We start from the raw sequence: 14,102 nt of genomic DNA on the forward strand, positions 1-14,102 counted from the left end.
TTTCCTTTCAGTGTGTGGACCGAGGATGTGATGCGGACGGCTCAAGCTGCGGATCGGCAACTGGAGCGGTATGAAGCGTGGTTTGAACGGAAGGCGGTGACTGCAGCGTTTGCCCAACCACACAGCACCTCTGCGCCGCCACACGCAGTTTCTCCAGCATCTCGGGCGGCGTGCCCTCCCTGGCCTGAAGTTGGATGTCGCACGTGATGGACTGGAAACCCACGGGAACATCCTTGTGCATGCCCAAGGCCCCTCGCACATCGACTGTGGCCCTGACTTGAACCTCCAATGCGATCAGTTCGATCCCCATCCGATTGGCCACCATGCGGACCGACGAGTCCTGGCAGGCGGCCAGGGCGGCGCACAGCAGGTCACCAGGGCACGGCGCGTCGTAAGGACCGCCCACCGCCCGATGCACGCCGACGGCCACCGGCACTGCGCTGGTGTTCATCGGCCTGACCAGCAAATGAAAAGGGTCGGACGGATCGGTTCCGCAGGTGATCGCCTGATCGGTGACCATGGCCAGTTCGGGGGTCTCTTCGTACTGAGCTCGCAAACTTGCCTGGGCTTCGGATACGCTGTTCTTCATTGCAACTCTCCACTTCGACAGTTCAGGGATGGACGCATGGGACACCAGGCCAGTGGTTCACACCTCGGCCGTGATCGGATCGATGGTGGTCACGACGCGCGCCACGCTGTCGATCGGGAATCCTCCGAGCCGCGCGTGTTCGCGCACCTGCTGTTCACTGGCAGCGTTGTAGACGCAGTAAATCTTGTCCCCGGTCACGTAGCTGTGGACCCACTGCATATCGGGTCCCATGCCGCGCAGCACGCTGCAGGACTTCTGGGAAATGGCTTGGAGATCACCGGCGCTGACCTCCCCAATCTTGGGGATGGTGCGCTCGATCACATACTTGGGCATGGGGATTTCCTTCGGTGGGTGGATGACAACCCGACGGTACAAGGCCGGCCCATCCCAGACCTTTAAAGTTCCCAAGAATCCGCTAAACGTTCCTAAGTAGGCTGCCGAGGAAGGCCCATGCAAGACCACTACCACTTTGATCGCTTTGAAGTCAGGCCCGCCGAGCGCTTGTTGCTGGTGGGTGGCGTGCCGACGGCGGTGGGCGCCCGCGCTTTCGACTTGCTCCTGTGCTTGTTGGCGCATCGGGATCGCGTGATCTCCAAGGATGAGGTGCTCGACATCGTCTGGCCTGGCCTGGTGGTGGAGGAAAACAACCTGTCGGTGCAGGTCTCAGCCCTTCGCAAGCTGTTGGGCACTCATGCCATCGCCACGATCTCCGGGCGGGGTTACCGGTTTGCTCTGGGGGTCAGACAGGGCAGCGAGGCGTCACAGGGCGCGGAGCATCAGCCCCGCGCGGTCGCAGTTGCCGGGACCACGATCGCGGTTCTGCCGTTCAACGTGTTGTCCGCTGAGCCGCAGATCCGCTTTCTGGCCGACGGCCTGGCCGAAGACGTCATCGCGCTGCTGGCCCGAGTCCCGGGCTTTGTGCTGATTTCCCGCGCGTCCTCGTTCGTCTTTCGGGGTCACGATGTCACCGTGCCGGAAGTCGCCCATCAGCTCGGCGTTCGTTTCGTGGTCGAGGGCAGCGTGCGTCTGAGCAACGAGACCGTTCGCATCTCGACACAGCTGATCGAGGCAGGGTCGGGACACGTCCTGTGGACCGGTCGCTTCGATCGCCGCCGAGGTGAAGCTGTCGATCTGCAGGAAGACATTGCGCGCGGGATCATGTCGGAACTGGAACCCGAACTCACCCGAGCCGAGATTGCCCACATACGCCGCCAGCGCCCGGAGAACCTGGATGTCTGGGCCCACTACCACCAGGCGATCGGGTCGATAGCGAATCAGGGCTGGGGCAGGGAGGCCATGGCCGAGGCACGGTCGCAGCTTCAAAAGAGCGTTGCCCTGGATCCGGCGTTTGGTCTGGGGCACGCCCACTATGCCTTGTTGACCGCCTTGTCCATGAACATCGGGGTGCTGCCCACCGCGGCCAGCCTGGCGCAAGAGGCGCTGGGCGCCGCCAACCATGCCATCGGGCTGGACGACGGCAGCTCAGAGGTCTTGGGCTACGCCGGTTGCGCCCTGTGTGATCTGGGGCATCACGACCGGGGCGTTGAAGTCCTTCATCAAGCCCTGGAGATCGACCCCAGCAATGCACAAGCCCATGTGGCGCTGGGCGCTTCTTTGGTCTTGACGGGGAAACTGGAGGCCGGCATCGAGCAAATGCGGTTCGGCATGGCGATCAGCCCGCGCGACCGGCGCCTGGGCTTCTGGGGCTGGGCCCTGGGGGTCTTTCTGCTCAGGGCCGAGCGATCCAGCGAGGCCCTGGAGGAAGCGCGCACGTCCTGTCGGCGCGATCCCAGGTTCCATCTCGCTCGCGTTCTTGAGGCCGCCATTCTGGACCGCCAGGGACACCCCGCAGAAGCCAGCGCCTCGCTGGCGATGGCTCGCCAGTTGTGCGCATCACTCACCTTGAACGAAATCGCCTTGACCCACGGCCGCCGTGTGGGTGACAGGCTGGCGCTGCTGTGGGTTCAGTGACCTTGTGGGGCGCAAGGTTCGGTTGGTGCCATTCAAGGTGAGCGCTTCACCGCACAGGCCTTAGATCACACCCTGCGCAAGCATGGCGTCGGCCACCTTGACGAAGCCGGCGATGTTCGCACCGTCCACATAGCTCACAGAGCCGTCCGGGCGGCGTCCGTGGACCAGGCAGGCCTCATGGATACCCACCATGATGGTGTGCAGGCGGTTGTCGACTTCGTCGCGAGGCCATGAAAGGCGCATCGCGTTCTGGCTCATCTCAAGTCCCGAGGTGGCCACGCCCCCCGCGTTGCTGGCTTTGCCCGGTGCGTAGAGCACGCCAGCGGCTTCGAAGCACTGCACGGCTTCCATGGTGGTGGGCATGTTGGCCCCCTCCGCCACACAGATCACGCCGTTCTTGATGAGGGTGGCGGCATCCACGGCGTTGAGTTCGTTCTGCGTGGCGCAGGGCAGTGCCACGTCCACCGGCACGCCCCAGGGGCGCACGCCGGGCTCAAACCGGCTCCTGGTTCGTTCGGCGTAGTCGCTCACGCGGCCGTACAGGTGGTTTTTCACGTCCATGAGCACGGCCAGCTTCTCCGGGGTGAAGCCGTCTTCATCGATCACGGTGCCACTGGAATCGGACACCGTGACGACCTTGGCTCCCAGCGCCATGGCCTTTTCCACTGCGTACTGGGCCACGTTGCCCGAGCCCGAAACGCTCACGCGCAGGCCGTCAAAACCACGGCCCCGTTGCTTGAGCATTTCCTGCGCAAAGTACACCGTGCCGTAGCCAGTGGCCTCAGGCCGCACCAGCGAGCCACCGAACGACAGACCCTTGCCGGTGAACACGCAGTCGGCGCGGTTGCTGAGCTTTTTCATCATGCCGGCCATGAATCCGACTTCCCGTCCACCCACGCCGATGTCGCCCGCCGGCACATCGGTGTCTGCGCCGACATGGCGGAACAGCTCGCCCATCAAGGCCTGGCAAAACCGCATCACCTCGCCAGGGCTCTTGCCCTTGGGGTCAAAGTCGGAGCCGCCCTTGCCGCCACCCATGGGCAGCGTGGTCAGGGCATTCTTGAAGGTCTGTTCAAAAGCCAGGAACTTCAGGATCGACAGGTTCACCGACGGGTGGAAGCGCATACCGCCCTTGTACGGGCCGATGGCCGAGCTGTGCTGGATGCGGTAGCCCCGGTTGACCTGCACGTCACCGTGGTCGTTGACCCAGGAAATGCGGAACATCAACACACGCTCGGGTTCCACGAGGCGGTCAAGCAAGCCTTGTTCGGCGTACCTGGGGTGCGCCTGAATGAAGGGCCACAGGCTCTCCGTCACTTCAGAGACGGCTTGGTGGAATTCCGTTTGCCCGGGGTTGTGTTGGACAACGTGGTCAAGAAAGTGATGCGCCGATGTGTACTTCATGGTGTTATGCCCTAAAAATGTGCATGGCATTATGCGCAAACTGCATCGAGTCAGGAAAAATGCCCCGTGTTGGTGCCTTTTCTTGAATGAATGGTGGAGGCCGTGGCGATGGCTGCGACCGGCCACGGTCAACATCCCACCCATCTCCAAACAACAACATGCGGGTCTGCAGACTGTCCTGCGTTGCCTGATCGACGGACGCCCCCAGCAGGTGGATGCACTTGTTCCGAATGTCGATGTACTCGAGCCGATGACGTGTGGCGAGTGACCGCCACAGCGCGTTGGCGCCCTGGGACTGGCGCGCGCCGCTGATCAAGCACATGCCTTGGCCCAGCGCCCATTCGTACACAGCGGTTGCAATGCCTCGACGCTGGTACGCACCCGCATACTTTGAATGCGGCGCGCGAACGAATCGATCCAGGCGCCGATTCACCTCGATCAGCCGATTGAAGACGGTGTATCCGGCCAGACAGCCGCGAGCCACGTCTTCCACGTAGATGTAGTGCTCCCCGTCGGCCTCGCGGTGACGAAAGATCAGATCGGGGATCGGGGTCTTGATGATCCTGGTTCCGTGTTCCAGGAGCCCTGAACGCTGAAGGCGTGCATGAAGCAACTTCAACTCATCTTCAACCTCTGCAGCACCCCACTGCACATCCACACGCAACTCCATGGTGTGTCGCCGTGCACAAGGTCGTACCGCTCCGTGGATTGCACACCGTTCGCGGAGCCGGGCCAGTCGATCGCTGAACAAGGGCCATGCCAGCATGGCCAGCAACCCTGGCTCAAACATCGCGACCCCCCATCCACCAGCCGGTGTCTGCGGTCGCGGCTGCGTGCAGTTGATCAAGCGGTGCGATCAGCACATCGCCGGCCGCCCACTTGGCCAGGCGCTGTGCCACGCTGCCGGTGAAGAACTGCGTCAGCGCAGAGCCGCGCCGCTTGCCCACCACGACCAAGTCGGCCTGCGTGGCTTGTTGATGCAGTGCGGTCGAATAGGCCGGGTCACCGTTGCCGACCTCAAAAACCAGGGGCGGACCCGCTGATGCAGGCCGTTCCACCGTCAGCCCGCCGACGAGCTGCATGAGACGGTCTCGGGCCTGATGACGCGAACCGAGCCGGCTGGCCTGGATCACGTCTGGCGACACGTTGGCCGAACGCAGCTTGGCGTCTTCGATGGTGTCGATCGCATGAAACAGCTTCAGCACAGTGGGCGCCGAAAACAGACTGGCAAAGTCGATCAGGGATTTCGAGTGTGGCGACAGATCGACGGCCACGAGCACCTTCTCATACGGGCGGACAGGCGCCTGCTTCACCACCAGCAGTGGACACACGCTGCCGTGCACCGCCTGGTCGAGCGTGGTGCCGAGGTGAAACCGTTTCCAGCTTCGCTGCAACAACGGCCCCATCACCAGCAAGGTGGAGGCACTGGCCTCGGCCAACACCTCGTTCAGCGACGCAGACCGCTCAATCGCATGGGCCGAGATCTCGTGGCGCCTGGCCAGCTGGCGTGCCCGATGCGCCAGGCGCGCCACGGGATCGGTGAGAAAGGTGGTCGGTCCCTCGGCAACATGGACCAGCCGCAGGATGGCCTGGTGTTGCCGGGCCAGCTGGGCAGCGCGCTCCAGCGCGTGCGAGGAGAGCGCCGTGAAGTCGGAGACGGCGAGGATGGAGTCGAAGTGCATGGAAATTCCTGGACGAGCGTGGGCCTGCCCCGCAGCGCACGGCCGGCGGGGTGTGATCGATGTCGACGAGGCGGCTAGGTGGTGTAGTCGCCGCTGGCTTCGGGCTGGAACAGCAGCGTGACAATTTCGGCCGCGCACGCATCTCCGTTGGGCGTGCGCCAGCGCGCGATGGCGCCCACGCGCTGGCCAAGAAGGCTCGCTCCCACGGGGGAGAGCACGGAGATGAAGCCCAGGTGCGGCTCCGCGTCACCGGGATAGCACAGCGTGAGCTTTTGTCGCTTGTGAGAATCGAGGTCTTCCACGATCACCTGCGAGTACATCGTGACGATGTCGGGTGGTATCTCGCGCGAAGGAACGAGATCGAGGGAGTCGAGTGTCTCGATCAGCTCGGGCGGAAATTGCGCGCCGTGCAGTTTGTTCAGTCGCGCATAGTCGATCTCGGTGAGCAGACGCTCACCATCAGGGTTCTTGTGCATGTTGCACTCCAACAGGTGCAGACGCGCCGAGAAAAGGCGGCGCCCGCGATCGCGCTGGGCTGGGGCCCGGCGATGGTTGGATTGCGCAAAAAGGAGGAAGAGGTATCGCCGGGCTTAAGAATGTGCGGCCGGCTGGCGCAGTCCCGCCGAACCCATCAGCTTGCGACCAGCCACGGCGTCGCCTGCCGCAAGCGGCACGCGAGCTGCCGTGTGGGCAGTGATGGTTGGGTGAAAGTCCATCGAGGCATTGTAGGGTGGCTCGCCATTGACGGCAGCAACCCGGTCATTCGTGCTCGGCAAGTCCACGCCGATGAACAGCACCGTGTCGTTTGCCAGGGGCGATCAGCGGATCACGGCCAGCTTCAGCCGCTGACCTGACTTGAACGTGTAGAGCGTCAGCGCAGCGTTCTTGCGGTCCCCCTTTTCGTCAAACTCGACGTTGCCGGAAGCGCCCTGGTACTTGATGGCCTTGAGCGCTGGCAGGTACTTCTGGGGGTCCGCTGAGCCAGCGGCCTGCATGGCCGCCGCCAGCAGCTTCACACCGTCGTAGGCGTAGCCGGCGTATGCCTGAACTTCAACGCCGTACTTGGCCTTGAAATCGGTGCGGAACTTGTCGTTGATGGCCACCTCGTCACCATCCACGCCGCCAGCTTCAACACAGAACACGTCTTCATTGCCCAGTGCGTTCGCAGACAGGGTGATCATTTCGGATGTACACAGGCCATCACCACCCACCAGCTTCGAGTTGAAGCCCAGCGCCCGCATCTGACGCAGCATCGGGCCACCCACCGAATCCATGCCGCCGAAAAAGATCACGTCGGGCTGCTTGGCTTTGAGCGTGGTCAGGATGGCATTGAAGTCGATGGCCTTGTCATTGGTGTATTCGTGCGCAACCAGTTGCGCGCCCGCAGCCACTGCGGCCTTCTCGAATTCATCGGCCAGACCTTGCCCATAAGCGGTGCGATCGTCGATTACCGCCACGGTCTTGGCCTTGAGCGACTGAACCGCGTAACGGCCCAGGGCGCCGCCCTGCTGCACGTCGTCGGCCACAAGACGGAAAGCCCCCTGGAAGCCCTGGCGGGTGAACTTGGGGTTGGTCGACGAGGGGGTGATCTGGGGGATCCCCGCATCGTTGTAGATCTGAGATGACGGCAGGGTGGCGCCGGAGGTGAGGTGCCCCACCACACCGTTCACATTGACGTCCACCAGCTTCTGGGCGGCGGCAGTGGCCTGCTTGGGGTCAGCTGCATCATCCTCAGCCAGCAGTTCAAACCGGGCCGTCTTCTCGCCAATCTTCAGCCCCGCGGCATTGAGTTCTTCGATGGCCAGACGAGCGCCATTTTCGTTGTCCTTGCCCAGATGGGCCACAGCGCCGCTGGTGGCGCCGACGTGACCGATCTTGACCACCAGCGGCGCGTCCGCACCCGAGGATGCAGCGGATTCTTCCTTCTCGCCACAGGCCACCAAAGCCACCGCAGCAGCAACCAGGGCCCAGTTCAGTTCAACACGCATGCAATCTCTCCTTGTTACGACCCGACAGGTCAACGTCACGATATAGACAGTGTACTTATCATTTTACAGCAAATCTTCGGGCACGTGGAGAGCGTGCCGGAGGAAGACACCGAAGAAGGCCGCTTGCAGATGCTCGCGTGCGCACCTGCAAGCGGCCTCACGGGGGCGCCCAGACCGCTGCAGTTCCCCAGGCATGGAGAGCGCCGATGACGAGGCAGATGCCCGAAGACACCAGCCAGAAGGTGTTCGAGTTCTCCGGGAACGCCGGTTTGAGCAGCGCAAAGCCGAAGCCGCGGCCCAGGAATACCGTGGTGATGGCCAACAGCACCCACTGGGTGAAAGGCAGTGGCTTGATGAGCCCGGCCGCAGAGAACGCATATGCAGCACAGGCCGCCAGCACAACCGCAATGCCGAGCGCGACGAGAATGGGCCGGACCTTGCCAGCCTCAACGGCGCGGGCCATTCGCTCACCGGCGCCCATCAAGCGGAAGGCCGATGGGCCCAGCACAACGCAGGCCAGGTGTGCGATGGCCGCCAGCGAGGTGAGTGCCCCGCCAAGGATCAGCGCCTGAGCGCCCGTGCTGGTCATGATTCCGGGGACACCATGAGTTGCGTGGCGGACCAGCGCTCAGCGCCCATCCATCACCGCGCGTTCGGCCGCCAGCCAGTGCTCGACCGCCGCAGGCAAAGGCTGTGCTTTGAACGCCTGTCCCATGAGCGCGTAGCTCTCCGCATTCGGCACGAGTCCGCCGCGTCCGACCGCGGCCCCCTTCATGTAGCCGGCCGCGCACAGCGTGCCGTCTTCGCGCAGGAACTCGAACCGCATGAAGCTCCAGGCCTGGTCCGCGCCCGCCAGCGCGAAGCGCAGCCGGTAGCCTTGCCCCGGCATCAGGCCCTTGCGGTAGGTGATGACCGCCCCGCCGCTCATCGGCCGCCACCCGGCCTTGACCATCACGCGCGCAAAGCCGCTGCGCACGAAGTACTCCACCAGCATCAGGTCGATGATCGTGAGATAGCGTCCGTTGTTCATGTGGCCGTTGATGTCGATGTCGCCGGGCCACACGCGCAAGCACCGCTCGATCGTTGTGCCAGGCTCTATCCGAGGTAGCCGCCAGGCGCGCAGGAGCGCCCATGCAAGGCGCAGCCAGAGATTCATGATTGGTCCTAGAATAGTTCTGCTCCGAACAATATAGTTCGCAAACGAACTATCTGCAAGCATCCATGACCAAGCCCCCACGACCAGCACAAGCCGAAGACAACGCCACCCGCAGCTGGCTCGCTGTCGTGCGCGCCTACAACCTGTGCAGCGAGCTGATGGCCCTGCGTCTGGGCGCCGTGGGCGTGCGGACCGCGGAGCATGAAATCCTTGCCAACCTGCGGCGCGAGCCGGGTCTGAGCCAGCAGGCGCTTGCCGCGCGTTGTTTCACCGCCAAGAGCCATGTCAGCAACCTCCTCGGCGAAATGGAGGCACGCGGCTGGGTGAAGCGCGAGCCCGACCCGGCGGATGGGCGCGTGAAGCGCCTCGTTCTGGCCCCTGCCGGCTTGAGCATGGCCGAGCGAACAGCAGCCGTGCAGGCCGAGGTGGTGGCACTGATGACCGATGGGGCGACGGACAAAGAGCTCGAGCGGGTGCGCGCCACCATGGCCGAGGTCAGCCAGAAGCTGCAGGGCGCGCTTGGCCATCGGGCGGCTGAGGGCGCGTGACGGGTGACGGGTGACGACTCGAAACCCGAACTCGTCTTGCTTGGCCGGGCCGGGCGTTCCGATGCCCCTTCTTCCAACCTGCCCATTCAGAACATACCGCACGTATACAGGCACACCGTCAATAATTTGTTACACCAGGGATGCTCACTGCGCCAAACGACGGCCTTCAATGCCCCCACACGTCCATGACCCCATCCACCTCCTCCCTGGCATTCACCCCCGGCACCGCCGACATTTCGCTTGACCGGGACATCTTCCTGCGCACGCTGGTGCGGGAGTTGGCCGGCACGCTTGAGTCCGTTGTGGGCACCCACGAGGCCTCTGGTTTCATCAGCGTGGTGGGCCAGCGCATTGGTGAGTGGATCGACACGGAGTACCGACAGGCGCTGGGCACGGCGCAACTGGACCGGGCGCAGGTGATCGAGGTGCTGGTGGACCTCAAGCGCCGTATACAGGGCGATTTTTTTGTCATCGAGGCCGATGAGTCGCGCATTGTTCTCGGCAACCGTGTCTGCCCCTTCGCAGACAAGGTGATCGGACGGCCCTCGATGTGCATGATGACCTCCAACGTTTTCGGCACCATCGCGGCACAGAACCTGGGCCAGGCCAAGGTGGTTTTGCAGCAGACCATCGCCGAAGGCTCGACGAGCTGCCGCGTCGTGCTCTACCTCAAGGCGAGCGCGGAGGCCGACGCCGCAGACGGACGCGAATACTTCCGTGCCTGAGGCCACGGGCGCCTCCCAGAGATGAGAATTCCGGCCCAAGCCTGCGCCCAGATGCTGGATGCGCATCCCGACGCGCATTGGTTGATCGACGAGATGGGCGTACTGACGCACGCCAACCGCGCCGCGCTGCGGCTGATGGGCAGTCCGGCGGGGGATATTCTGGGTGTGCACATCGATCACCTGGTGGCAGATGGCCCCGAGCACTGCGCCGCCGTGCTGCGCCAGGGTCGCCGCAGCACGGTGCCCACGCCGGCGCGTCTGCGGCTGCGCACCAGCGGGGGCGACGAGTTGCCCTGCCGCTGCGAGATCGCGCTGCTCAGCCCTGCCGCCGAGGGTGTGCCATCGCAGTTGTGGTGCCGGCTGCTTCCGCAAAGGCTAGGCAACAGCCAGTTCGAGGTGCTCAACCACCAGATCGCTGCCCTGCGGCTGGAAGTTGGGCGGCGGCAGGCGGCCGAGTCCGAAATGCGTCAACAGCGCGAGTGGCTGCAGGCGGTGCTGCTTGGCATCGCGGAGGGTGTGGTGGCCACCGATCTGGACGGCTGCGTGTTGCTGATGAACCCGGCGGCGGCCGACCTGACAGGCTGGACGCTGGCCCAGTCACTGCGCCGACCCATCAACGCGCTGGTCCGTCTGACCGACGAGAGCGATCTGGACACGGCTGAGGACCCGGTGGGTTGCATCCTGCGAGGCAGCGGCAGCGGACGCGACCAGAGGCGCCTGCGCCTGGTGGCCAGGGACGGCACCGAGCACCTGGTGCAGGCCTCGGCGTCAGCGCTGCTGGACGAGGGCGGTCAGCTCTGCGGCGCGGTGCTCGTTCTGCGCTCCATTGATGAAGAGGTGCGCGCGGAACTCAAGCGCCGAGCGCTGGAACATCAACTGCGCCAGGCGCAAAAGATGGAAGCCATCGGCACACTGGCGGGGGGTGTCGCGCACGACTTCAACAACGTGATCGGCTCCGTCATCGCCAATGCCGCGCTGGCGCGCATGGAGCTGCCGACCGACCACACGGCGCAGCAGCCTCTGCTGCAGATCCACCGCGCTGGCGACCGCGCGCGTGCCTTGGTGCGGCAAATCCTGGCCTTCAGCCGACAGGATCCGCAGAGACGGGAGCGTCATTGGTTGCAGCCATTGGTCGAAGAAGCTGTCGGGCTGCTGCGCGGCACGCTGCCCGCTCGCGTCAGGCTTGAGGTGCAATGTGTTGTCAAGCCGGTTCACGCCTTGGTCGACGCGATGCAGTTCCAGCAGGTGGTGATGAACCTGTGCACCAACGCCTGGCACGCCTTGTCGGCGGGCGGCGGTGATGTCACGGTGGCGCTGGACCTGGAGCCCGCTTGTGCATCCCAGGGTCCGATGGCGCGGCTGCGCGTCACCGACGATGGCTGTGGCATGGACGAGGCGACGCGCGAGCGCATCTTTGAACCGTTCTTCACGACAAAGCCGACCGGTGAGGGCACCGGCCTCGGGCTGTCTGTGGTGCACGGCATCGTCGCGGAGCACCAAGGGTCGCTGCAGGCCGAGAGTTCACCCGGGCAAGGCAGCACCTTCACCGTGCGACTGCCGGCGCTGGTCGATGACATGCAGACAACTCCCGACCTGGTGCCACCCCCGTCCGAGCTGGCCCTGGAGGAGTCGAGCTCGGGGGGCAATGAACGCCATGTCGCCTACGTGGACGACGATGAGTCGATGCGCAACGTCATCGAGCGCCTGCTGCGACGCAAGGGTTACCGGGTCAGCAGTTACGAGAGTGCCGAGTTGGCGCTGGCCGCGCTGGAGCTGCCCGCCACGAGCTGGGACGTGGTTGTTACTGACTTCAACATGCCGCGCACCAGCGGATTGGACCTGGCCCGAGAGTTGAGGCGGCTGCGCCCCATGCTGCCGGTGGTCATCACCTCGGGCTACGTCACGGACGAGTTGCAGCAGGGCTCGGAAGCCCTGGGCCACACGCGGCTGCTGAACAAGGAAGATTGCTTCGAGTGCATCGGCAGCCTGCTCGCAGAGGTGCTTGGGGCTTGAAGCGCCGGGTCTTGATCGCGGGCAGAGAAGCACCGCGTGAACAGCGGGATCGCAAGTGTCCGAGCCCGAGGGCTCGACACCTCAGCCACCGCCAAACGCCTCACTCCACCGTGACGCTCTTGGCCAGGTTGCGTGGCTTGTCCACATCCGTCCCCTTTGCCAGCGCCGTGTGATACGCCAGCATCTGCAGCGGTACCACGTGCAGGATGGGCGACAGCGCGCCATAGTGTTCGGGCATGCGGATCACGTGAATGCCTTCGCTGCTGGTGATGCGGGTGTCGGCATCGGCCAGCACATACAGCACACCGCCGCGCGCGCGCACTTCCTGCATGTTGCTCTTGAGCTTCTCCAGCAGGGTGTCGTTGGGCGCCACCGTCACCACCGGCATGGCCGCCGTCACGAGGGCCAGCGGACCGTGCTTGAGCTCACCGGCCGGGTAGGCCTCGGCGTGGATGTAGCTGATCTCCTTGAGCTTCAAAGCGCCTTCCAGGGCGATCGGGTAGTGCAGGCCACGACCAAGGAAGAGCGCGTTGTCCATGCGCGCGAAGTCCTCGGACCAGCTGATCACCTGCGGCTCCAGCGCAAGCACGGCCTGCAAGGCCACGGGCAGGTGGCGCATGGCCTTGAGGTGGCTGGCTTCGTCTTCCTCGCTCAGGTGGCCGCGCACTTGCGCAAGTGCTAGCGTGAGCAGGAACAGGCCAGCCAGCTGGGTGGTGAAGGCCTTGGTGGAGGCCACCCCGATTTCAACGCCGGCGCGCGTGATGTAGGCCAGTTCGCATTCGCGCACCATCGCACTGGTGCCCACGTTGCAGATGGTCAGCGTGTGCTTCATGCCCAAGCCTTGGGCGTGGCGCAGCGCGGCCAGGGTGTCGGCGGTCTCGCCGCTCTGGGTGATGGTCACCACCAGGGTGCGTGGGTTGGGCACGCTGGTGCGGTAGCGGTATTCGCTGGCCACCTCCACTTGCGTCGGAATCTTCGCGATGCTCTCCAGCCAGTACTTGGCGGTGCACCCGCTGTAGTAGCTGGTGCCGCAGGCCAGGATGAGCACGTTGTCGACGTCCTTGAAGATGCTGTACGCGCCGTCGCCAAACAGCTCGGGCGTGATGCCTCCCAGGCCTTCGAGCGTGTCGCCGATGGCGCGCGGTTGCTCGAAGATTTCCTTTTGCATGTAGTGGCGGTAGGGGCCGAGTTCGGCCGCGCCGCTGTGAGCCTGCACGGTCTTCACGGGGCGCTGCGTCGCATCGAGTGCACGGCCCTGGGCGTCGAGCACCCAGTAGCGGCCCAGCTGCATGTCGACCAGATCGCCCTCCTCCAGGTAGACGATCTGATCGGTGACGCCGGCCAGAGCCATCGCGTCGCTGGCCAGGAAATGCTCGCCGCCGCGCACCCCGTCGAGGTTGCCCACGCCCAGGACCAGGGGTGACCCGGCGCGCGCGCCCACCACGCGGTGCGGCTCGTCCTTGTGAAACACCGCCAGCGCATACGCGCCGTGCAGCTGCACCACGGCGGCCTGCAACGCGGTGAAAACGTCGCCTTCGTACAGGGAATCAATCAGGTGAGCGATGACTTCGGTGTCGGTCTGGCTCTCGAACACATAGCCCCTGGCCTGCAGGGCCGCACGCAGTTCGTCGTGGTTTTCAATGATGCCGTTGTGCACCAGGGCCACACGGCCCGCCGTACCAGCCACCGCACCGGGGCCATGGCTGAAGTGGGGGTGTGCGTTGTGCACCACGGGTGCGCCGTGGGTGGCCCAGCGGGTGTGGGCAATGCCGGTGCCGCTGGCGATGCCGTCCGCCTGCACTTGCTGCGCCAGCTCGGCCACCCGCGCCGTGCTGCGCGCGCGCTGCAGGCCCCCGGTGTGCACCGCCACACCACACGAGTCATAGCCGCGGTACTCCAGCCGCTGCAAGCCCTGAACCAGCACGGGCACGATGTTGCGCCCTGAAACCCCTGCGACGATGCCACACATACTGCTGCTCCCGAAAATGGATGAACGCCGATGCTAGTGACAAGTTGCTGAAATAAA

At 64.6% G+C, this 14,102-nt stretch carries 14 protein-coding genes; 4 read left to right on the forward strand and 10 right to left on the reverse strand.

What is annotated here, in order from left to right; genetic code table 11:
* Positions 1–7: 7 nt before the first annotated feature.
* Positions 8–589, reverse strand: a complete 582-nt coding sequence (locus tag F9Z44_RS17750; RefSeq protein WP_159608036.1) for an OsmC family protein — start codon at positions 587–589, stop codon at positions 8–10.
* A 57-nt stretch (positions 590–646) separates the two neighbouring features.
* The gene (locus F9Z44_RS17755; protein WP_159608037.1) at positions 647–922 is read right to left on the reverse strand and encodes a DUF4242 domain-containing protein; all 276 of its coding nucleotides are present in this window, start codon (positions 920–922) and stop codon (positions 647–649) included.
* Positions 923–1,108: 186 nt separating this feature from the next.
* On the opposite strand from F9Z44_RS17755, the gene F9Z44_RS17760 reads away from it, so the two are divergent.
* Positions 1,109–2,560 carry a winged helix-turn-helix domain-containing protein gene (locus F9Z44_RS17760; protein ID WP_159608038.1) on the forward strand — a complete coding sequence of 484 codons (1,452 nt, stop codon included), beginning with the start codon at positions 1,109–1,111 and terminating at the stop codon, positions 2,558–2,560.
* Between the two features lie 60 nt (positions 2,561–2,620).
* Here F9Z44_RS17760 and gdhA read toward each other — a convergent pair whose 3' ends face one another.
* The 7 genes from gdhA to F9Z44_RS17795 all read right to left on the reverse strand — a co-directional run bounded on the left by gdhA (position 2,621) and on the right by F9Z44_RS17795 (position 8,790).
* Positions 2,621–3,964, reverse strand: coding sequence for an NADP-specific glutamate dehydrogenase (gdhA, locus tag F9Z44_RS17765; protein WP_159608039.1), 1,344 nt, complete (start codon positions 3,962–3,964; stop codon positions 2,621–2,623).
* 4 nt (positions 3,965–3,968) lie between these two features.
* Positions 3,969–4,634, reverse strand: coding sequence for an N-acetyltransferase (locus F9Z44_RS17770; RefSeq protein WP_236574177.1), 666 nt, complete (start codon positions 4,632–4,634; stop codon positions 3,969–3,971).
* A 112-nt stretch (positions 4,635–4,746) separates the two neighbouring features.
* The gene (locus F9Z44_RS17775) at positions 4,747–5,646 is read right to left on the reverse strand and encodes a universal stress protein (RefSeq protein ID WP_159608040.1); all 900 of its coding nucleotides are present in this window, start codon (positions 5,644–5,646) and stop codon (positions 4,747–4,749) included.
* 74 nt (positions 5,647–5,720) lie between these two features.
* Entirely contained in the window at positions 5,721–6,122 is a 402-nt protein-coding gene (locus F9Z44_RS17780) for a GreA/GreB family elongation factor (protein WP_159608041.1), read from the reverse strand.
* A 342-nt stretch (positions 6,123–6,464) separates the two neighbouring features.
* Entirely contained in the window at positions 6,465–7,634 is a 1,170-nt protein-coding gene (locus tag F9Z44_RS17785) for a branched-chain amino acid ABC transporter substrate-binding protein (RefSeq protein WP_159608043.1), read from the reverse strand.
* Between the two features lie 157 nt (positions 7,635–7,791).
* Positions 7,792–8,223 carry a hypothetical protein gene (locus tag F9Z44_RS17790; RefSeq protein ID WP_159608044.1) on the reverse strand — a complete coding sequence of 144 codons (432 nt, stop codon included), beginning with the start codon at positions 8,221–8,223 and terminating at the stop codon, positions 7,792–7,794.
* Between the two features lie 39 nt (positions 8,224–8,262).
* The gene (locus F9Z44_RS17795) at positions 8,263–8,790 is read right to left on the reverse strand and encodes a thioesterase family protein (RefSeq protein ID WP_159608045.1); all 528 of its coding nucleotides are present in this window, start codon (positions 8,788–8,790) and stop codon (positions 8,263–8,265) included.
* Positions 8,791–8,855: 65 nt separating this feature from the next.
* Between F9Z44_RS17795 and F9Z44_RS17800 the strand changes: the two genes are divergently transcribed.
* The 3 genes from F9Z44_RS17800 (at position 8,856) to F9Z44_RS17810 (ending at position 12,076) form a co-directional block, all read left to right on the forward strand.
* Positions 8,856–9,338 carry a MarR family winged helix-turn-helix transcriptional regulator gene (locus F9Z44_RS17800; protein ID WP_159608046.1) on the forward strand — a complete coding sequence of 161 codons (483 nt, stop codon included), beginning with the start codon at positions 8,856–8,858 and terminating at the stop codon, positions 9,336–9,338.
* A gap of 185 nt (positions 9,339–9,523) precedes the next feature.
* Positions 9,524–10,063 carry a methanogen output domain 1-containing protein gene (locus F9Z44_RS17805; RefSeq protein WP_201449984.1) on the forward strand — a complete coding sequence of 180 codons (540 nt, stop codon included), beginning with the start codon at positions 9,524–9,526 and terminating at the stop codon, positions 10,061–10,063.
* Between the two features lie 21 nt (positions 10,064–10,084).
* Positions 10,085–12,076 (forward strand): PAS domain-containing hybrid sensor histidine kinase/response regulator, encoded by a 1,992-nt coding sequence (locus F9Z44_RS17810; protein WP_159608048.1) that lies wholly within the window; start codon positions 10,085–10,087, stop codon positions 12,074–12,076.
* Positions 12,077–12,176: 100 nt separating this feature from the next.
* Here F9Z44_RS17810 and glmS read toward each other — a convergent pair whose 3' ends face one another.
* Complete coding sequence (glmS, locus tag F9Z44_RS17815) at positions 12,177–14,045, reverse strand: glutamine--fructose-6-phosphate transaminase (isomerizing) (RefSeq protein WP_159608049.1); 1,869 nt, start codon at positions 14,043–14,045, stop codon at positions 12,177–12,179.
* Positions 14,046–14,102 lie beyond the last annotated feature (57 nt).

The organism is Hydrogenophaga sp. PBL-H3, assembly GCF_010104355.1.
Classification (GTDB): domain Bacteria; phylum Pseudomonadota; class Gammaproteobacteria; order Burkholderiales; family Burkholderiaceae_C; genus Hydrogenophaga.

Bases quoted from the DNA above. Each gene is read 5' to 3' on its own strand.
- F9Z44_RS17770 (WP_236574177.1), bottom strand. From the start codon at position 4,634: ATGGAGTTGCGTGTGGATGTGCAGTGGGGTGCTGCAGAGGTTGAAGAT.
- F9Z44_RS17800 (WP_159608046.1), top strand. From the start codon at position 8,856: ATGACCAAGCCCCCACGACCAGCACAAGCCGAAGACAACGCCACCCGC.
- gdhA (WP_159608039.1), bottom strand. From the start codon at position 3,964: ATGAAGTACACATCGGCGCATCACTTTCTTGACCACGTTGTCCAACAC.
- F9Z44_RS17755 (WP_159608037.1), bottom strand. From the start codon at position 922: ATGCCCAAGTATGTGATCGAGCGCACCATCCCCAAGATTGGGGAGGTC.
- F9Z44_RS17780 (WP_159608041.1), bottom strand. From the start codon at position 6,122: ATGCACAAGAACCCTGATGGTGAGCGTCTGCTCACCGAGATCGACTAT.
- F9Z44_RS17810 (WP_159608048.1), top strand. From the start codon at position 10,085: ATGAGAATTCCGGCCCAAGCCTGCGCCCAGATGCTGGATGCGCATCCC.
- F9Z44_RS17790 (WP_159608044.1), bottom strand. From the start codon at position 8,223: ATGACCAGCACGGGCGCTCAGGCGCTGATCCTTGGCGGGGCACTCACC.
- F9Z44_RS17805 (WP_201449984.1), top strand. From the start codon at position 9,524: ATGACCCCATCCACCTCCTCCCTGGCATTCACCCCCGGCACCGCCGAC.
- F9Z44_RS17785 (WP_159608043.1), bottom strand. From the start codon at position 7,634: ATGCGTGTTGAACTGAACTGGGCCCTGGTTGCTGCTGCGGTGGCTTTG.
- F9Z44_RS17750 (WP_159608036.1), bottom strand. From the start codon at position 589: ATGAAGAACAGCGTATCCGAAGCCCAGGCAAGTTTGCGAGCTCAGTAC.
- F9Z44_RS17795 (WP_159608045.1), bottom strand. From the start codon at position 8,790: ATGAATCTCTGGCTGCGCCTTGCATGGGCGCTCCTGCGCGCCTGGCGG.
- F9Z44_RS17775 (WP_159608040.1), bottom strand. From the start codon at position 5,646: ATGCACTTCGACTCCATCCTCGCCGTCTCCGACTTCACGGCGCTCTCC.
- glmS (WP_159608049.1), bottom strand. From the start codon at position 14,045: ATGTGTGGCATCGTCGCAGGGGTTTCAGGGCGCAACATCGTGCCCGTG.